Origin of the sequence: Methanocaldococcus fervens AG86, from assembly GCF_000023985.1 — an archaeon.
Lineage (GTDB): Archaea > AGJL01 > Methanococci > Methanococcales > Methanocaldococcaceae > Methanocaldococcus > Methanocaldococcus fervens.
The window spans coordinates 679,644-697,818 of record NC_013156.1; the positions used below are offsets into that span (position 1 = coordinate 679,644).

The following is an 18,175-nucleotide window of genomic DNA, read 5'->3' on the forward strand; positions in this document are numbered from 1 at the left end:
ATATGGTGGAATAATGGTTAAAAAACTTTATGTTGATTTTGGAGGATATTCAGCTATAGAGAAAGGAAATTTAATTATTCCGAGGGACAATATATTAAATAAAGAAGACTTTGACAGTATTGAGATTGGAGATGTTGTTGATATTTATTCAAAAAGAGGAAAATTCTTAGGAAGAGGTTTTAAAAACCCAAGAGAAGTAAGGATAATGACTTTAAGAAAGGAGGAGTTGGATGAAAATTACATAAGGGAAAAGATAATTAAGGCAAATGAATATAGGTTAAAATTAGGGTTTAAAGACACTTATAGAATGGTTTATACACAATCTGATTGGCTGAATGGGTTGGTTATTGATAAATATAACGATATAGCCACAGTTCAGATATTCAACTATGGTATTGAGAAGATGAAAGATGTTGTTGTTGAAACTCTCTTAGATTTAGGCATTGACAGCATATATGAAAAAAGTTCTGGGAGAAATAGAAAGAGGGCTGGACTACCAGAAGTTGAGGGTATATTAGCTGGAGAAAAAACAGAAACAATTATTCAGGAAGGTGAAGCTAAATTTAAAGTTAGATTTGATGGGCAAAAGACGGGATTTTTCTTAGATCAGAGGGAGAATAGGTTGGAGCTTGAGAGGTTTGTAAAAGAGGGGGATAGGGTTTTAGACATCTGCTGTTATACTGGGGGGTTTTCAGTTCATGCGGCAATAAGGGGAGCTGAGGTTGTAGGTGTTGACTTATCAAAAAAAGCATTAAAAACTGCAGAGGAAAACATGGAGCTGAATAATATTCCAAAAGATAAGTATGAGTTTATCGAAGGGAATGCCTTTGAAGTTATGAAAGAGTTTATAGAAGATGGAGAAAAATTTGACGTTGTAGTTCTAGATCCCCCAGCATTTGCTCAATCAAAAAAGGCGTTAAAATCCGCTATAAGAGGATATCACATGTTAAATAGATTTGGGGCTAAATTGGCTGATAGGTTGTTAGTTACCTGTTCATGCTCTCAGCCAGTAGAACCAGATGCATTTAAAGCTTTAGTTATAGATGCATGTTTAAAGGCAAAAAAATGGGCTAAGATTATAAAGTATGGCTCACAAAGTCCAGATCACCCAATAACCTCTAAAGGAACAGAGTATCTAAAATGTTTGTTTTTAAGTGTAGAGGAGATTTAATTCTATAAAGTTGCAGTATAACTATAATCAGACTTATTAAGAAACATTATGAAACGTTCATCTCCATAATTTAATCCAAGAGGCATTGCCAAGCGAAGCGAGGCAATACATGCATAGAGGCATAGCCTCTATCAGATGAAATCCTACGGATTTCATTACTCGCCTATTGGCGATTGCCATACTCCAGAGCGGGGCTTCACTATGTTCAGCCCCACTTTAATCCAAGAGGCATTATGAAGGGCTGAAAGCCCTTCCTTAATGCATCCGTTTTGGTCAAGCTTTTACTAAAAGGTTGGGGTGGAAAAAATGAGATACATTGCTTATAAAATATATCCAGAAGAGTTTTTGAATAATGAAGTAATTGATAACGCTTTAATTATAGATGGAAGAAAAGTAAGGAGAGTTAGAATTTTGGGGAAAGTTGATAACATAAGCTTTGGAAACATTGTATCTTTTTATGTAGATGGAGCTAATGTTAGATATTTTGAAGAAAAGCCGTTGTACATTGAAGAGGGAGATATAGTAGATGTCATTGGAAGACCGAGAACATATGATGGAGAAAAATATGTTATGGCTGAAATAGTTAGAAAGAGGGATGAAAGATGGATAAAACTTAGAGATTTAGAAATTAAAAAGACGAGAAAGTATTTATTAGAAAGAGCTGAGCCGTTTGAAGAAAGTTTGGAAGAGGAGATATACGCTGAAATTTTAAATCCTGATGTTATAAAAGATAAGATCTTAGCCCTCATTGATAAATTTGGAGAAATCACTTTTGAGGAGTTATCTGGAATGGTTAATATTCCGGATGAAGAATTAGAAAAGTATTTATCTGAGTTAAAAGAATCAGGAGATATATTTGAACCACGACCAGGAGTTTATAAAACTTTGTAAATTTAAAAATAATAACTGAGGTGAAACATTGTTATTAGAAGAAACATTAAAATCATGTCCAATTGTTAAAAGAGGAGAGTATCATTATTTCATACATCCAATAAGTGATGGAGTTCCAGTAGTTGATCCAAAATTGTTGAGGGAAGTTGTAACAAGAATAATAAAGATAGGAAACTTTGAAGATGTTGATAAGATAGTTACTGCTGAAGCAATGGGAATTCCTTTAGTAACAACGCTTTCATTATATACTGATATACCTTATGTGATTATGAGGAAGAGAGAATATAAATTACCAGGAGAAATTCCTGTTTTCCAATCAACTGGCTATAGTAAAGGACAACTTTACCTAAATGGAATAGAAAAAGGGGATAAGGTTGTTATTATAGATGATGTCATCTCCACCGGAGGAACATTGATAGCAATAATTGAGGCGTTAAAAAAAGCTGGAGCTGAAATAAAAGATATAATTTGCGTTATTGAAAGAGGTGAAGGAAAAAAGATAGTTGAAGAAAAGACAGGATACAAAATTAAAACTTTAGTTAAAATTGACGTTGTTGATGGAAAGGTAGTTATTTTATAACTTTGCTTTTTTTAAACTATTTTAATTTAGCTGACTAAGTAAGACCGGTGGTTAAATGGACATAAGGGAAATTAGGCCAACCAAAATTATATGCGTTGGTTTAAACTACATAGACCACGCAAAAGAGCTGAATATGGAAATTCCAGAATACCCAATAATATTTTTAAAACCTACTTCTGCAATCATATATAATGAAGATTGCATCATAAAGCCAAAAATCTCTAAGAGAGTAGATTATGAAGTCGAATTAGCCATAGTTATCGGAAAAAAAGGAAAAAATATTAAAAAAGATGAAGCTGATGACTACATAATGGGCTATACAATTTTAAACGATGTAACTGCAAGAGATATACAGCAGAAGGATGGGCAGTGGACAAGGGCTAAATCTTTTGATACATTCTGTCCAATAGGGCCGAGAATTGTTAAAGACATTGATCCAATGAACTTAAACATAGAATGTAGAGTTAATGGAGAAATAAAGCAGAAATCAAACACAAAAAACATGATTTTTGATGTCTATGAACTCGTTGAATTTGTTTCTTCAATAATGACTTTATATCCTGGAGATATAATATCTAGTGGCACACCTCCAGGGGTTGGTGAGTTAAAAGCTGGAGATGTCGTAGAATGCGAAATAGAAGGTATTGGGATATTAAGGAATTACGTTAAAGACGAGGAGTAGCTATTTTTCTTTTTTATTTTTATTTCAAAAGATTATACGGTGATGTAATTTGTTCTCCATTCCTCATCCTGGAAATTTTGAATCCTTAAAAATTATTGTAGACGAAATCAACAAATTCAAAAAAATAAATAAAAAGTTTAGAAAGGAGAGTTTTGAAGTTTACATGGGATTTCCAGAGTTTATAGGAACTGGAAGGGCTACATTATACAAGCCAAGCTTTGAAGATTTAGCTAAGCAAGTGAATTATGCAAAGAAAAACAATATCAGATTTGAGGTAGTTATAAACGCCTCATGCATTGGAGGAATTCATCTAACTCCAAAAGGCATTAGTTATATAAATTGGATTTTTAGCCAGCTAAAAAACATTGGTGTTGATAGTGTTGCCTTATCAGACCCTTATTTAGTTGATTTAGCTAAAAGTAATGGATTGGATGTTAATGTCTCATGCATTGCCTTAGTTGATAGCTTAGATAAAGCCATGTTTTGGGATGAGAAGGAGGTTTATGCAATAACCTTAGACAGCTCAATAAACAGGCATTTTGATATAATAGAAGAGATTAAAGAAAATGTGAGCTGTAGGTTAAAGATTTTGGTAAATGAAGCCTGTCTATATAAATGCCCTATGAGGATACAGCACTTCAATTTCTTCTCCCATGCAAACGCCCAAAACATCCCTGCTTTGGATGACTATTATTACAACAAATGTATAAACTTAAGAGTTAAGAAAAAAGAGCTAATAGTAAAAAGCCCTTTCATAAGACCAGAAGATTTAAAGCATTATAAAGGTTTAGTTGATATATTTAAAATATCAGGGAGGAGTCATCCAATTGGCTGGATAAAGAGAGTTTTAAACGCCTATTTAAACGAAAAATGGGAAGGAAATTTAATGGAGTTGCTGGATTGTCCAAGAGAGTTAGAACATTTCTATTATTTAGATAATAGGGCTTTAGATGGGGCTGTTGAGCATTGGAAATCATGCAATAAATTATGTAGTAAATGCAATTTTTGTAAAGAGTTGGCAGAGAATGCTTTAAAGGTGAAAAATTGAAAAATAAAATTTTGAAAGATAGGGATGAAATTGAGAAGTTTTTTATAAAGCTATTAGGTAGGGAAATTTTTATTTCTGAGATGGATGTTTTTGCCTCAAGATGTGGCTGTGTAGGGATTATGATATCTGTTAGGGGGCTTTTTATTGATGATGTTGAAATATTTAAAGAGAAGATTTTAAATAAATTGGAGGAGTTAGCTAAAAGCTATAATATAAATGCGGATTGGATATTTGTTAGGGTATTGCCTGGAAGTGATGATGTAATAAATATTGGAGTTAGAGAGCTTTGTGATGTTTGTAAGGGAGAGTATAAATTTAAAAAACCAAGACCTGATTTAATCAGCCTAAAGTTTTAATTTAATTTTTAATTAATTCAATAAACATAATTGGGATGATATGATGAGATTTGATACAAAAAAGGTTTTAGAATTGGCAGAAAAAGATTTTGAAAAGGCGTGGAGAGAGACAAAGGCATTGATTAAAGATAAACATATAGATGAAAAATATCCAAGATTAAAGCCATTGTATGGAAAGCCACATCCTGTAATGGAAACAATTGAAAGATTGAGGCAAGCATATTTAAGAATGGGATTTGAGGAGATGATTAATCCAGTTATCGTTGATGAATTAGAGATTTATAAGCAGTTTGGTCCTGAGGCAATGGCAGTTTTAGATAGGTGCTTTTACTTAGCTGGTTTGCCAAGACCTGATGTTGGTTTAGGTAATGAAAAAGTTGAGATTATAAAAAAATTGGGGATAGATGTAGATGAGGAAAAGAAAGAGAGCTTAAGGGAAGTTCTCCATTCATACAAAAAAGGAGTTATAGATGGGGATGATTTAGTATTTGAGATAGCTAAGGCATTAAATGTAGATAATGAAATGGGATTAAAGGTTCTGGAAACTGCATTTCCTGAATTTAAAGATTTAAAGCCAGAGGCTACAACATTAACGTTGAGAAGCCATATGACATCCGGATGGTTTATTACATTGAGCAGTTTAATAAAAAAGAGAAAACTTCCTTTAAAGTTGTTTTCAATTGATAGATGCTTCAGAAGAGAGCAGAGGGAAGATAGAAGCCATTTAATGGCTTATCACTCTGCATCATGTGTTGTTGTTTGTGAAGATGTTAGTATAGATGATGGAAAGATAGTAGCTGAGGGGTTGTTAGAGCAGTTTGGATTTACAAAATTCAAGTTTAGGCCTGATGAGAAAAAGAGCAAGTATTATACTCCAGAAACTCAGACAGAGGTTTATGCATACCATCCAAAATTGGGAGAGTGGATTGAAGTAGCGACCTTTGGAGTTTACTCACCAATTGCCTTATCAAAATACAACATAGATGTGCCGGTTATGAACCTCGGTTTAGGTGTTGAGAGGTTGGCTATGATTATTTATGGTTATGAGGATGTTAGAGCAATGGTTTATCCACAGTTTTATGAATACAAGTTGAGTGATAGAGATATAGCAGGAATGATAAAGGTTGATAAAGTTCCTATATTGGATGAGATTTACAACTTTGCCAATGAGCTTATTGATGTTTGCATAGCTAACAAAGATAAAGACAGCCCATGCTCAGTGGAAATTAAAAAAGAATTTAACTTCAATGGAGAAAAAAGAACTGTTAAGGTTGAGATATTTGAAAATGAACCAAATAAAAAGCTTTTGGGCCCTTCAGTATTGAACGAGGTTTATGTTTATGATGGAAATATCTATGGCATTCCTCCAACATTTGAGGGCGTTAAAGAGCAGTATATCCCAATTTTAAAGAAGGCTAAAGAAGAAGGAGTTTCTACAAACATTAGATACATAGATGGGATTATCTATAAATTGGCTGCCAAGATTGAAGAGTCTTTAGTATCAAATGTGGATGAATTTAAGTTTAGGGTTCCGATAGTTAGGAGCTTGAGTGATATAAACTTAAAAGTTGATGAATTAGCTTTAAAACAGATAATGGGTGAAAATAAGGTTATAGACGTTAGAGGACCAGTCTTTTTAAATGCCAAAGTTGAAATAAAGTAAAATAATAAAAAGTAAAATCAAATCTTTTTAATATTTTTAAAATAAAAATAAAAGCAAAAATTTTTGAAAATTTTTTAATCTGTAAATTATACTAAAAAATAAAAAATTGTAAAATATTGCCAATTTACTTGATTGGAACGAACATTGAGCTTCTTGTAGCTCCCATACCTGGGCTTCCGTGCTGAACTGGTTTTCTTGTTAATGAGAATTCTCCTAAGTAGTGTCCTATCATTTCTGGAGTTATCTTAACTTCAACGAACTCTTTTCCGTTGTAAACTCCAAATGTTAATCCAACCATATCTGGTGTAATAACGAAATCTCTACAGTGTGTTCTTATAATTCTTGGTTCTTTACCTTTGTTTAATAATCTTCTTGCTTTTTTAATCTTCATAGCTAATTTTTTCTGCTGTGGAGTTAAACCTCTCAATAATGTTCTTCTCTGTCTTGCAGGTAATAACTTTGCAAACTCTCTCAATGGCATTTGTTGAAGCTCTTCTAATGTGTATCCTCTATATCTAAATTCTACTTTTCTTGAAATTACTTGTTTTTTCTTTTTAATTCTTCTTCTCCTTGCAGATGCCATATAAGTCACCTTAAATTATTTTATGTGTTTTATTTAATTTAAAATTAATAAATTAAAGAAATTATTTCCTGACTCCAGTTCTTCTTGCAGATATATGTCCAACTTTTCTTCCTGGTGGAACTTTCTTTCTTGAGACAGTAGTTGGTTTTCCAGTGTGTTGGTGTCTTCCTCCACCGAATGGGTGATCTACCGCGTTCATTGCGACTCCTCTAACTCTTGGCCACTTAACTGCCTTAGCTTTCATTGCGTGGTATTTCTTACCAGCTTTGACAAATGGCTTCTCTTTTCTTCCTCCACCAGCAACTACTCCAATTGTAGCTCTACACATTGAGTGTAAAGCTTTGATATGTCCTGATGGTAATTTAACGTAAGTTCTGTCTCCATCGTGTGTCAATATGTGAGCGTAGCAACCTCCAGCTCTAACCAATTTTCCTCCATCTCCAGGAATTGTTTCTATATTAAAGACAGGGATCCCTTCTGGAATAGATCCTAATGGTAATATGTTTCCTGGTTTTATTTCTGCTGAAACTCCACACTCAATAACATCTCCAACTTTCATACCTTCTGGAACAACCAACAATCCCTCTTCTCCTGTTTCATATTCAACCTTTGCAACTGGAGCACTTCTTCCAGGGTCGTGTAATATATCAACGATTTTTCCTAAAACTTTTCCTTTTCTCTCTAATTCATCAAATTTTCTGTATTTTGCCTCTCCCCTTCTTTTGTGTGAAGGGCAGGTATATGTTGGAGTTCCTCTACCTCTTCTTTGAGAAACCAATCTTTTTCCCATCTTCACCACCACATATAATAGATTTTTAAGTGTTTCAATTTATTTATTAAATTTAGTAGATTCCTAAACTTGCTGCTATTTTACTTGCATCATATCCTTCCTTCAACTTAACATAAGCCTTCTTTTCCCCTTTTGGTGTAATTAATGTGTTTACCTTTTCAACTTCTACATCAAACAACTCCTTCATAGCTCTCTTTATATCCTCTTTTGTAGCTCTCCTGTCAACATAAAATACTAATTTGTTTTCTTCTTCAATCATTCTAACAGTTTTTTCTGTAACTACTGGCATTTTTATTACATCAAAGGCATCCATCTTTATCCCCTTGTTTCCGCTTTATTTATTCAAATCTCTCTTTTAATTTCTCTAATGCACTTTCAGTCCATACAGTTAATCTTCCAGCAACTCCCCCAGGAGCTAAGTGTATAATTCCTAAATCCTTAGCTGTTATTACATCAACTCCTGGTAAGTTTCTTGAAGCTAATATGGCATTACATTTGTCCCCAACAACGACTAAAACACTTCTTGGTTTTTTGTATCTTCTTCCTCTCATCTTACCTTTTCCAGCTCTAATTTTAATTCCATTCTTGGCTCTTATAACGTCACTACTAATTCCCAATTTTTCAAATACAGCAAATACATCCTTTGTTTTTTGTAATTCTTCAAATGAGCTTTCGACAACTATTGGAAGGTTTTCATTGTCAAATACATGTCCTCTTTCTTTAACTAACTCAGGGTTTGCTGTAGCAGCTATTGCACTTTTTATTGCCTTAATTCTTTCTTTTTTATTTACTCTCTCCCATAATATTTTTTCAACTTTTGGAGGGTGAGCTCTTCTTCCACCAACTGCCTGTGGTACTCTTGCAGCCCATCCTTGTGGAACTCTATCTACTCTTGCTCTACCGTGCCCTTTACCTATGTTCTTAGCACTTGTTCTCATTCCTGCCAATGGGTCTGAACCTTTTGGCTGTAATCTTGCCGTAAATGCAGATAAGAAAGCTCTTCTAATTAAATCTGGTCTGTATTCTTCTTCAAAAACTGCTGGTAAATCGATTTCTTTTACAGCCTCTCCATTTAAATTATAAACAACTGCCTTCATTATTATCCACCTTCTCTCTCCATTATTTAAAGTGTTTTATTTATTTACCTTGTTTTGATGTTGTACTTATGTATGTTATTTCAGGTACTTTGACTAATGGCTCTTGTGGTCTTATAGCACTTCTCAATACAATTAACCTCTTTGCAGGTCCTTGAACTGAACCTTTCAATACAACGTAGTTGTTTCTTATAACCCCGTAGTGTAAGAATCCTCCTTTTGGAGTTATTTCCTCTCCATTATTTCCAATCTTTAATATTCTCTTGTTGTATTCTGTTCTTTGGTGGTATCCCATTTGTCCAGGCATTGGAACTGTCCACATGACCATCTTTGGTTGCCATGGACCAATTGAACCAACGTGTCTTCCAACTCCTTTTCTTGCATGCTTACCGAACTGTATTTTAACTCCCCATCTTTTAACTTGCCCTTGGAATCCTTTACCTTTTGTTACTCCAATTGTATCAACTAATTCCCCTTCTTGGAACACATCGGTAATGTTTAATTGCTTACCTAAAATCTCTTTAGCGTAATTTAATCTCTCCTCAATATCTTTTCCTCCTATTCTAATCTCTAATATCTCAGGTTTTTTCTTTGGAAGGCATGTTAATTTTGGATTTGTATGAACCAATACCCTAACATCTTCGATTTTATCTTTTATTGCTTCTAAATCTTCAACTGTCTTTCTTTCTTCTTTTTTAGGAAGTTTGATTTTTCTTTCCAATTCTTTGTCTAAGTTGTCTGCCCAAACTTCTGTTAATGTTGTTAAGTAGTTTCTTTCATTTCTTCCATAAACTCTTATAGCACATACATTGATTGGAGGAGCTTCTAATACTGTTACTGGTGTAAATACTTCCTGTCCAGCATTTGGGCTTTTTGGGTTATCTTCTTTAATAAATGCATGGGTCATTCCTGCTTTGTATACTGGGAATGCTTGTAATCTTACGTTGTCTTCTTCTGGCCAGCTTCTAATTCTTGGAACTGGTCTTTTAGCTCTTTTTCTTGGGCTGAAAGCCAATGAACCTCTTCTTGGTCTATTAATATTCAATCCCATAATCTAACCTCCAGCATATTATTGATATCTCTAAAAACTATTATTTTTGTGTTTATTTAATTTGATAATTTTTATAATTTTTCGCAAACCTGTCATTGCCCTGTTCGGGCTTTTCAGGTTTGCATTGTAGGACTTTCGCATAAAATTTTTATTTTTAAATTTTATATATAACTGCGAAAGTCCTACTGCATTATGATTATTACAACAAAAGAAGAAGATGTATAAACAAATACTAACATATTGGGTATATAAAATTTTTGGTGATAATATGGAGGAGGTAAATTACCTAATAAACTATCTTGCAAATAAAGATTCAGTTAGAGAGGAGATTTTAAAGCTTTCCAGGGAAATTGTAAGAGATTGTGCAATGTTAATAAGAAAAATTCACAAATCAGATGATAAAGATGAATTTAAAGAAAGATTAGATGAGATTTCCGAAAAAATTAAAAAGTTAAATAGTTTAGCAACATTTCCGGAGTTTGTTAATTATCTATCAACTCCTCAGCAGGAGTTCGTTGAAGCTCTCGCATTGTATATGGTAAAATTCAACAATAAAATCCCTAGTTTCAAAGAGCTTGATTTTATTAAAGAGGAGAACTATATTTTAGGATTAGCCGATGTTATTGGAGAATTGAGGAGAGAAGTTTTAGAGGAGATGAAAAACGATGATGTGGAAGAGGTTGAAAGATACTTTAAATTTATGGAGGAACTATATGAATTTTTAATGAACTTTGATTACTACCACGTTGTAGACAATTTAAGAAGAAAGCAGGATATAAGTAGAGGGATATTGGAAAAAACCCATGGAGACATCGTTACATTTATCCAAAACCTTAAACTTAGGAAAGAATTAAAAAATATACAAAATCCTTAATTTATATTATATACTTTAAAGTTTGACTTTACTTCGTTCAGCCCCACTGTAATTAAGAGGCATTGCCGAGCGTAGCGAGGCAATACATGCATAGGGCTTCGCCCTATTGCTATACCCAGAGCGGAGTTGCCTTTGGCAACTCCACTTTAACTAAGAGACATTATGAAGGGCTTTAGCTCCTCCTTAATGCATCCGTTTTGATCAACGCACCATAGGACTCACGCCCTATTGGTATACCCATAAGTTTTGATCAACCTTTTCTTAAAAGGTTGTTCGAGCAACCTTTTACTAAAAGGTTGTTATAAAAGTTTCATTCAATTGGGAATCTTAATAAGCCAGCTATTCCCCCCAATGCCTTTAATTGCTTTCCAGCATCGTGTTCAGATGAAACTATAACTACTTTCCCTCCCATCTCTTCAGCAGCATCAATGATTTTCTCAATCTCATGATTTCTAACTAAGCTATCTGAAACTAAAAGTGTTTCTATAGCCGAATATTCTAAAGCTTTTTTTACCTCATCAATACCATAAACAGCCAAACCTTTTTTGGCTATCTCTTCTAAAAGCTTTTCTATCAACTGGGTCTCTTTTGCAACTCTTGATTCTGCATAAATTCTATTGATAATCCCTCTTTTAATAACCTCATTTAATCCAGCCCTTGAGGTTGTTGATACACTTTCAACTACAATCTTATTTTTAAGCTCAGGATATTGAGAGGATATAAAGTTATAAAAGCTATTTTTTGCAAATCCAGGACCTGCAACTAAGATATTATCAACATCATACTCCATTAAAACCTTCGCTATCTCATGATAATATTCTTTTTTTAACTCTTCATTAATTTTGTAATCCAATTTTTTTGATGTGTGGGATTTTATTGAGCAAATTTCTTTTATGCTGTAATCCCTAACTTCAAAGATATCCGCCTCTTCATCATCCATAACAACTACTAAAACCTTTGGTCTTTTAGATGATTCTATTGCTTCTTTTATCCTCTCTATTTGCCATTTTTTCCAATTTTTTTCAATTGAAAGCTCATCAAATGGTTTAATCTCAATAGTATGATGACTGCCGAGAGGAACATCATCTGGCCCATGAATTATAGTTCCCAAAATTCTAACCCTTTTTGTGTTTTCATCAAATTCCACATTTTTTACCTCAATTCCTAAAAACATTTTTCTCTTAGCTCCTCTATCTGCCCTAATAACATCCCCTTTATCTTGCACCCTTCTTTCAGTTACTGCAAATACTTTATCACCCTCTTCAATAATATTATATAAAACCCATAAATCATCCAAATTTTCGGGCATAAGCTTTATAATTTGTTTCTGTGGAATTTCTTCTATAATCTTCATTGTCTATCCCTCCATTGTAAAATCTATTTAGCCTCCGATGTCCAAATCCCCATTTTCGAGGATGTATATTTTAAATTTCTTCTTAACTGTTCTTTTTTCTATAAATCCAGAAGCATTTTCTTTTATAAATTCAATTAGCTCTAAAGTATTGTATTTTACTTTTATATCTTCTTCATCTGCTTTTTTAAATACAATATCTGGAACATCTAAAACGTCAGTTCCTTCTTTAATTTCAATGAATATAGGAGCCATTATTCTATTGTAAATTTTTATTGTATTGTATGCCTTTTTTACGTTTTCTTTTGCCCTCTTTTCAATCATACTTATATTCGCCCTGCTCGTTCCAAACATCTTTGCTATCTCTTCTTGAGTTAATCCTTTCTTCCTAAGCTCTAAAACCTTAATTTGTGTTTCTGTTAAAAATGACTCCTCCATGTTCAACACCACCTACGTTAATGTAACTATCTATAATTAACTTTATATAAGCATTTAATATAAATTATAATTGGTGGAATCATGAATTTAGAGGAGCAAAAAAAAGCTGTTATTGAAAAGTTAATCAGGGAGAGGTATATAAAAAGTAAAAGGGTTATTGATGCCTTATTAAAAGTTCCTAGAGAGGAGTTTGTCCCCGAACATTTAAGAGAATATGCTTACGTTGATACACCATTAGAGATTGGTTATGGACAGACGATCTCAGCCATTCACATGGTTGGAATGATGTGTGAGCTTTTAGATCTAAAGCCAGGGATGAAAGTTTTAGAAATTGGAACTGGATGTGGGTATCACGCAGCAGTAACTGCCGAAATCGTGGGGAAAGATGGTTTAGTTGTCAGTATTGAAAGAATTCCAGAGTTGGCTGAAAGAGCGGAGAGAACTTTGAGAAAGCTTGGATATGATAATGTTATTATAATAGTGGGGGATGGAACTTTAGGTTATGAACCATTAGCCCCTTACGATAGAATATATGCAACTGCAGCAGGTCCAAAAATTCCAGAACCGTTAATAAAGCAGTTAAAAGACGGAGGAAAGTTATTAATGCCTGTTGGTAGATATATGCAAAAATTGGTTTTGGTTGAGAAGAAAGGGGATGAGTTGATAGTAAAAGACTGCGGTCCTGTAGCATTTGTTCCTTTAATTGGTAAAGAAGGATTTCCATCAACCTTTTAGTGAAACTTTTAGAAAAAGTTTCATCAAAATGGATGCATTAAGGAGGGACTAAAGCCCCTCATAATGTCTCTCCAAAACCAATAAAAATGGAAATGGTTTTCTTCTCTTTATAGTTTTTAATTATCCTTCTCTAAATAAACTGTATAAGTTGGAAACGCCATCCCTATGCCTTCTTTATGAAACTCCTGCTTTATTTTTATATTTATTTCATTTAATGCGTTTAAGAAGTAGTCATACCCTTCATTCCTAATAAAATATTCAACTCTAAAGTTCAAAGACCAGTTTCCATATTCAGTAAAATGAACCCTTATTGGCTCTACTGTTGCTGGATGTGATTTAATTATATCCAATAAAATCTCTCTTGCTCTGATTAATTTCTCTGGTGGTGTGTCATAGGTTAAGCCAATGGTAGTTAAAACCCTCCTCTTCCTACGTTCTGATAAATTCTCTATTTTTTGGGAAAGTAAATCCCTATTTGGAGTTATCACTAAAGAATCATCGAATGTTCTAATTTTCGTGCTTCTTATCCCAATCTCCTCAACAATTCCCCAAACATCACTTCCTTTAATTATTATTTCATCCCCTATTTTAAATGGTCTATCAAACGCTAAAATAAAGCCGGCAATCAAATTTTCAATTGTTTCTTTTGAAGCCATTGCTACAGCCAAACCACCAATACCCAAACCTGCAATTAACGACGTTACATTATAACCCAAATTTCCCAATATGAATATTATTGCAAAAGAGAAAATAACTATCGTTGTTATTTGCTGTAGTGGTTTTATAATACTGCTTGCTATAGTCGAGCCAAATTTACTAACCATAGATATTAAATATTTCTCAATAAAGGTGTTTATCAACTTATTCATTAAATAGGCAATAAAGAGGATAGTTACAACCATAAAACCTTTATCTAATATGGTGTGTATATTTTCTGGAAGTGGTAACACTTTAAAGGCTAAATACATACCGATAAGTATTATGCCAACGGATATTGGCATTTTTAAAGCAGATATATAGCTCTTTATAGTTTTACGCCTATCTTCTTTATTTAGAATTGTAACATCTATTATCTTTTTTACTAACATTGAAATAACAACTGAAGAGACAAATATTATTAACGCTATTATGTGATTGCTTGTTATATCCATAAATCATCACTCAGCAATTTTGTAATATAAATGATTTTAACCTAAAACACAAATAATTTTTATGATTATGGTTAAATTATTAATTTATTAATCTGTGGTGAAACAATGCTTTGGAAAGAGGTTTGTGAGATATTTAACAAAATTGAAAAAACCACGAAAAGATTGGAAAAGAGGGACTATTTTATAAAATTAATTGATATGGCTAAGGAGAAAGGTAAGCCGGAGGATTTAAAAAAGATTTGCTATATGGCGATAGGAAGAGTTTATCCTGAATACGATGAAAGAGAGCTCGGAGTTGGAGAAAAACTCCTAATAAATGCAGTTACCTCCATTGGAATTAACAAGGATGAATTATTGGAAAAAATTAAAGAGACAGGAGATATTGGGTTAGCTATAGAACAGTTAAAATCAAAAATTAAACAGGCATATCTATTCTTTCAACCCCTAACAGTAGATGAAGTTTATGAAACTTTGAGGAGAGTTGGAGAAATAGAGGGGGAGGGCTCTCAAAAGAAAAAGTTGAGGTTGATAAGCAGTTTATTTTTAAGGGCTTCACCAATAGAGTGTAGATATTTGGCAAGGCTAATACTGGAAGATATGAGGATAGGAATGAACGTTCCAACCATATTAGATACATTATCATTATATTTCAACGTCCCAAGGGAGAAATTGGAGAAGATATATGCAATAACCAACGATATTGGTCTTTTAGCTGAAAAGTTGCTAAAAGGAGATTTGGAAAGTGATGAGTTGAGATTAAAATTATTTAGACCAATAAAGCCAATGTTGGCTCAATTAGCTCCTTCAATTGAAGAGGCATTATTGGAGATGGGTAGGGCACAATTTGAAACAAAATACGATGGGGCTAGAGTGCAGATACATAAAGAGGGCAATAAGGTTAGAATTTACAGTAGAAGGTTAGAGGATGTTACAAATGCACTTCCAGAGATTGTTGAGGCAGTTAAAAAAATTGACGTTGAAAGGTTGATTGTTGAAGGGGAGTGTGTGGCTATAGATAAAGAAACTGGAAAGCCAAGGCCGTTTCAGGATATATTAAGAAGGTTTAGAAGGAAGTATGATATTGGAAAAATGATGAAAGAAATAAACTTAAGGGTTTATTTGTTTGATATCCTTTACAAAGATGGTATATCATTTATAGATGAGGAATTTGGAAATAGAAGGAAAGTTTTAGAGGAAATTATTGGTTATGAGAATGATTGGAGAACTGAAAAAGAGAGGATAGAGAAGGAGCTTAAATCAGATAAAATAATAGACATATCTTATAAATTAGTTACAAACGATGCAAAAGAGGCAAGAGAATTTTACAATTGGTCTCTATCCATTGGACACGAGGGAGTTATGATTAAAAACTTGAAAGCCCCTTACACTCCAGGAAGTAGGGTTAGAACGATGTATAAATTCAAGCCAACTCTTGAGAGTTTAGATGTTGTCATAACAAAGGCAAAGAGAGGGATGGGGAAGAGAAAAGATTGGTATGGGTCATTTGAGATAGCTGTTAGAGATGAAGAAGGAAATCTCTATCCCATAGGGCATGTTGGAACTGGATTAACTGAAAGCGATTTAGAGATGTTGAAGGAGGAGATTGATAAGATAATAATTAGAGATTTAGGAGAAGAGGTTGAAGTAGAGCCAAAGATAGTTGTTGAAGTTGCCTATGAAGAGATTCAAAAATCTGATAAATATCCTTGTGGCTATGCTTTAAGATTCCCAAGGGTTGTAAGGTTTAGATTTGATAAAGGGAAGGATGATATAAACACCATAGAAGATGTTAAGAGGATTTATGAGATTCAAAGGAGTAGAAAATAATTTTATTTTATTTTTAAATTTTTATCTTTATGAAATTTTTATATGAGGTGATGAAATAATGGAAATTTTTGGAAATGACATTTACAATATAGTTATTTTCATTGCTATAATTGTGTTAGGTGTCTTTGTTGGAAAAATTGTGGATGTAGTGGTTAAAAATTACCTCAAAAAAATTATAAGCAAAACAAAAACAAAATTTGATGATATAATATTAGACGCCCTTGATGTGCCAATTATTGTATTGGTTATAACAGCGTTCTTTTATTTTGGATTGAGATTTTTAGTTCTTCCTGATCATGTATTTAAGCTAATGGATGAAGCGGTAAAGGTTGTTGTTATCCTTTCAGCCACTTACTTTGCAGTTAAATTTATAGATGGGATATTTGAGCATTATTTAATTCCATTAACTGAAAAAACAGAAACTGAGTCGGATGAGCATATAGTAAAGCCATTAAAGAAAATTGTAAAAATATTGACAATAATCCTTGGTATATTAACCGCTCTAAGCTCAGTAGGTTATGATATAACTGCTTTATTAGCTGGTTTAGGGGTAGGGGGTTTGGCTGTAGCATTAGCCATGCAAGATACAATAAAAAACTTCATTGCTGGAATTTTAATATTGATGGATAAACCTTTTAGCATAAATCATTGGATTAAAGTTGATGATGTTGAGGGAATTGTTGAGGAGATTGGAATAAGAAGCACAAGGATAAGAACTTTCGACCACACGTTAATAACAGTCCCAAATTCAAAGTTATTGGATTCAGCCATTGAAAATTTAACTGTTAGAGATAGAAGGAGAGTTTTAACAACAATTGGCTTAACTTACAACACTCCTGTTGAAAAAATTAAAAAAGCTAAGGAGATAATAAAAGATATCGTTGAAAATCATCCAGCTACTCTTCCACCGTATAGGATTCATTTTACTGAATACGGAGATTGGTCTCTAAATTTGAGGGTCGAATATTTTGTTAGAAATATAAGCTTTGAGTACTTTTTAAATGCTGTTGATGAAATAAACTTAAAAATAAAAGAAGAGTTTGAAAAAGAAGGTATAGAAATGGCATTCCCAACATATACTGTTTATTTAGAAAAAGACAATAGTTAATTTTATTAAATTTTCAAAAATCTTTTAATCTTGTCTATAAAGCTTTCTTTTTTAAACACCTTTTCTTCTTCAATATAAATAGGATCTCCTGCTATCATTGAAGCTAACTTCATATAGGCTTGAGAGGCTGGTGATTTTTCCCTATATTCAATAACACTCATCTTTTTTAATGCTGCTGCCCTAACGCTCTCATCTTCTGGAACCTCTACCAAAACCTTACCTTTTATTAACATCTCTATTTCATCCCTCCCCAATTCACCAAAATCTCTACCAACTCTATTTAATACAACTCCCATTAATGGAGTTCCAGCCATTTCAGCACTTTCTTTTAACCTAACCGCATCGACAATTGAGAACATCTCCGGAGTTACCACAAGTAAAAGCCTATCTGCAACAGCAAGATGCGTAGCCATCTCTCTATTCAGCCCTGCAGGGGCGTCTATAATTACATAATCAAAATCATCAGCCACCTCATTAACAACATCTGGAAGTAAATCAATATCTGATTTTTTATAACCTTCTAAAGATAAGCTTGTTGGCAATACATAAACTCCAGTTTTATGCCTATAAATTGCATCTCTAACATCAACCTCCCCACTTAAAACTTCATGTAAAGAGGGCTTTTTCTTTTCCATATTAAACAAAATTCCTAAATTAGCCATTGATATATCTCCATCAATTGCTAAAACCTTTTTTCCAAATTTAGATAATGCCACTGCCAAAGATGCAGAGGTTGTAGTTTTTCCAACACCTCCTTTTCCAGAAGCCACTGTAATAATCAT

The 18,175-nt window shown here is 33.2% G+C and carries 20 protein-coding genes; 11 read left to right on the plus strand and 9 right to left on the minus strand.

The features are described 5' to 3' along the window. The first annotated feature begins 13 nt into the window (after window positions 1-13). The 7 genes from MEFER_RS03670 (at window position 14) to sepS (ending at window position 6,391) form a co-directional block, all read left to right on the plus strand. Window positions 14-1,171 carry a class I SAM-dependent rRNA methyltransferase gene (locus tag MEFER_RS03670; RefSeq protein ID WP_015791284.1) on the plus strand — a complete coding sequence of 386 codons (1,158 nt, stop codon included), beginning with the start codon at window positions 14-16 and terminating at the stop codon, window positions 1,169-1,171. 306 nt (window positions 1,172-1,477) lie between these two features. After that, window positions 1,478-2,062, plus strand: coding sequence for a hypothetical protein (locus tag MEFER_RS03675; protein WP_015791285.1), 585 nt, complete (start codon window positions 1,478-1,480; stop codon window positions 2,060-2,062). 28 nt (window positions 2,063-2,090) lie between these two features. Continuing rightward, the gene (gene hpt, locus MEFER_RS03680) at window positions 2,091-2,642 is read left to right on the plus strand and encodes a hypoxanthine/guanine phosphoribosyltransferase (RefSeq protein ID WP_015791286.1); all 552 of its coding nucleotides are present in this window, start codon (window positions 2,091-2,093) and stop codon (window positions 2,640-2,642) included. A 55-nt stretch (window positions 2,643-2,697) separates the two neighbouring features. Then, window positions 2,698-3,324: a fumarylacetoacetate hydrolase family protein gene (locus MEFER_RS03685; protein ID WP_015791287.1), complete on the plus strand. Its 627-nt coding sequence runs from the start codon at window positions 2,698-2,700 to the stop codon at window positions 3,322-3,324. Between the two features lie 49 nt (window positions 3,325-3,373). Then, window positions 3,374-4,372, plus strand: a complete 999-nt coding sequence (locus tag MEFER_RS03690) for a peptidase U32 family protein (RefSeq protein WP_015791288.1) — start codon at window positions 3,374-3,376, stop codon at window positions 4,370-4,372. Beyond that, entirely contained in the window at window positions 4,369-4,728 is a 360-nt protein-coding gene (locus tag MEFER_RS03695) for a DUF5402 family protein (protein ID WP_015791289.1), read from the plus strand. Before MEFER_RS03690 ends, MEFER_RS03695 begins: the two co-directional genes overlap by 4 nt. A 43-nt stretch (window positions 4,729-4,771) precedes the next feature. After that, complete coding sequence (sepS, locus tag MEFER_RS03700; protein WP_015791290.1) at window positions 4,772-6,391, plus strand: O-phosphoserine--tRNA ligase; 1,620 nt, start codon at window positions 4,772-4,774, stop codon at window positions 6,389-6,391. A gap of 124 nt (window positions 6,392-6,515) precedes the next feature. Here sepS and rpsS read toward each other — a convergent pair whose 3' ends face one another. The 5 genes from rpsS to MEFER_RS03725 all read right to left on the minus strand — a co-directional run bounded on the left by rpsS (window position 6,516) and on the right by MEFER_RS03725 (window position 9,909). Continuing rightward, window positions 6,516-6,974: a 30S ribosomal protein S19 gene (gene rpsS / locus MEFER_RS03705; RefSeq protein ID WP_015791291.1), complete on the minus strand. Its 459-nt coding sequence runs from the start codon at window positions 6,972-6,974 to the stop codon at window positions 6,516-6,518. 61 nt (window positions 6,975-7,035) lie between these two features. Then, complete coding sequence (locus MEFER_RS03710; protein ID WP_015791292.1) at window positions 7,036-7,764, minus strand: 50S ribosomal protein L2; 729 nt, start codon at window positions 7,762-7,764, stop codon at window positions 7,036-7,038. Between the two features lie 52 nt (window positions 7,765-7,816). Beyond that, window positions 7,817-8,077, minus strand: a complete 261-nt coding sequence (locus tag MEFER_RS03715; protein ID WP_015791293.1) for a 50S ribosomal protein L23 — start codon at window positions 8,075-8,077, stop codon at window positions 7,817-7,819. 25 nt (window positions 8,078-8,102) lie between these two features. Beyond that, on the minus strand, window positions 8,103-8,861 hold the full coding sequence (gene rpl4p, locus MEFER_RS03720) for a 50S ribosomal protein L4 (RefSeq protein ID WP_015791294.1): 759 nt from the start codon (window positions 8,859-8,861) through the stop codon (window positions 8,103-8,105). Window positions 8,862-8,901: 40 nt separating this feature from the next. After that, window positions 8,902-9,909 carry a 50S ribosomal protein L3 gene (locus MEFER_RS03725; RefSeq protein ID WP_015791295.1) on the minus strand — a complete coding sequence of 336 codons (1,008 nt, stop codon included), beginning with the start codon at window positions 9,907-9,909 and terminating at the stop codon, window positions 8,902-8,904. A 268-nt stretch (window positions 9,910-10,177) separates the two neighbouring features. On the opposite strand from MEFER_RS03725, the gene MEFER_RS03730 reads away from it, so the two are divergent. Beyond that, window positions 10,178-10,783 (plus strand): haloacid dehalogenase, encoded by a 606-nt coding sequence (locus MEFER_RS03730; protein WP_048056317.1) that lies wholly within the window; start codon window positions 10,178-10,180, stop codon window positions 10,781-10,783. Window positions 10,784-11,093: 310 nt separating this feature from the next. Here the strand turns inward: MEFER_RS03730 and MEFER_RS03735 are convergent, their stop codons facing one another. After that, window positions 11,094-12,137 carry an mRNA surveillance protein pelota gene (locus tag MEFER_RS03735; RefSeq protein WP_015791297.1) on the minus strand — a complete coding sequence of 348 codons (1,044 nt, stop codon included), beginning with the start codon at window positions 12,135-12,137 and terminating at the stop codon, window positions 11,094-11,096. A gap of 27 nt (window positions 12,138-12,164) precedes the next feature. Continuing rightward, entirely contained in the window at window positions 12,165-12,572 is a 408-nt protein-coding gene (locus tag MEFER_RS03740) for a Tfx family DNA-binding protein (RefSeq protein WP_015791298.1), read from the minus strand. 81 nt (window positions 12,573-12,653) lie between these two features. Here MEFER_RS03740 and MEFER_RS03745 point away from each other — a divergent pair, with 81 nt between their 5' ends. Then, window positions 12,654-13,307, plus strand: coding sequence for a protein-L-isoaspartate O-methyltransferase (locus tag MEFER_RS03745; RefSeq protein ID WP_015791299.1), 654 nt, complete (start codon window positions 12,654-12,656; stop codon window positions 13,305-13,307). Between the two features lie 116 nt (window positions 13,308-13,423). Here MEFER_RS03745 and MEFER_RS03750 read toward each other — a convergent pair whose 3' ends face one another. Then, on the minus strand, window positions 13,424-14,458 hold the full coding sequence (locus MEFER_RS03750; RefSeq protein ID WP_015791300.1) for a mechanosensitive ion channel family protein: 1,035 nt from the start codon (window positions 14,456-14,458) through the stop codon (window positions 13,424-13,426). A 105-nt stretch (window positions 14,459-14,563) separates the two neighbouring features. Here MEFER_RS03750 and MEFER_RS03755 point away from each other — a divergent pair, with 105 nt between their 5' ends. Beyond that, the gene (locus tag MEFER_RS03755; protein WP_015791301.1) at window positions 14,564-16,285 is read left to right on the plus strand and encodes an ATP-dependent DNA ligase; all 1,722 of its coding nucleotides are present in this window, start codon (window positions 14,564-14,566) and stop codon (window positions 16,283-16,285) included. Window positions 16,286-16,343: 58 nt separating this feature from the next. After that, window positions 16,344-17,393, plus strand: a complete 1,050-nt coding sequence (locus MEFER_RS03760) for a mechanosensitive ion channel family protein (RefSeq protein WP_015791302.1) — start codon at window positions 16,344-16,346, stop codon at window positions 17,391-17,393. A gap of 5 nt (window positions 17,394-17,398) precedes the next feature. Here MEFER_RS03760 and minD read toward each other — a convergent pair whose 3' ends face one another. After that, complete coding sequence (minD, locus tag MEFER_RS03765; RefSeq protein WP_015791303.1) at window positions 17,399-18,175, minus strand: septum site-determining protein MinD; 777 nt, start codon at window positions 18,173-18,175, stop codon at window positions 17,399-17,401.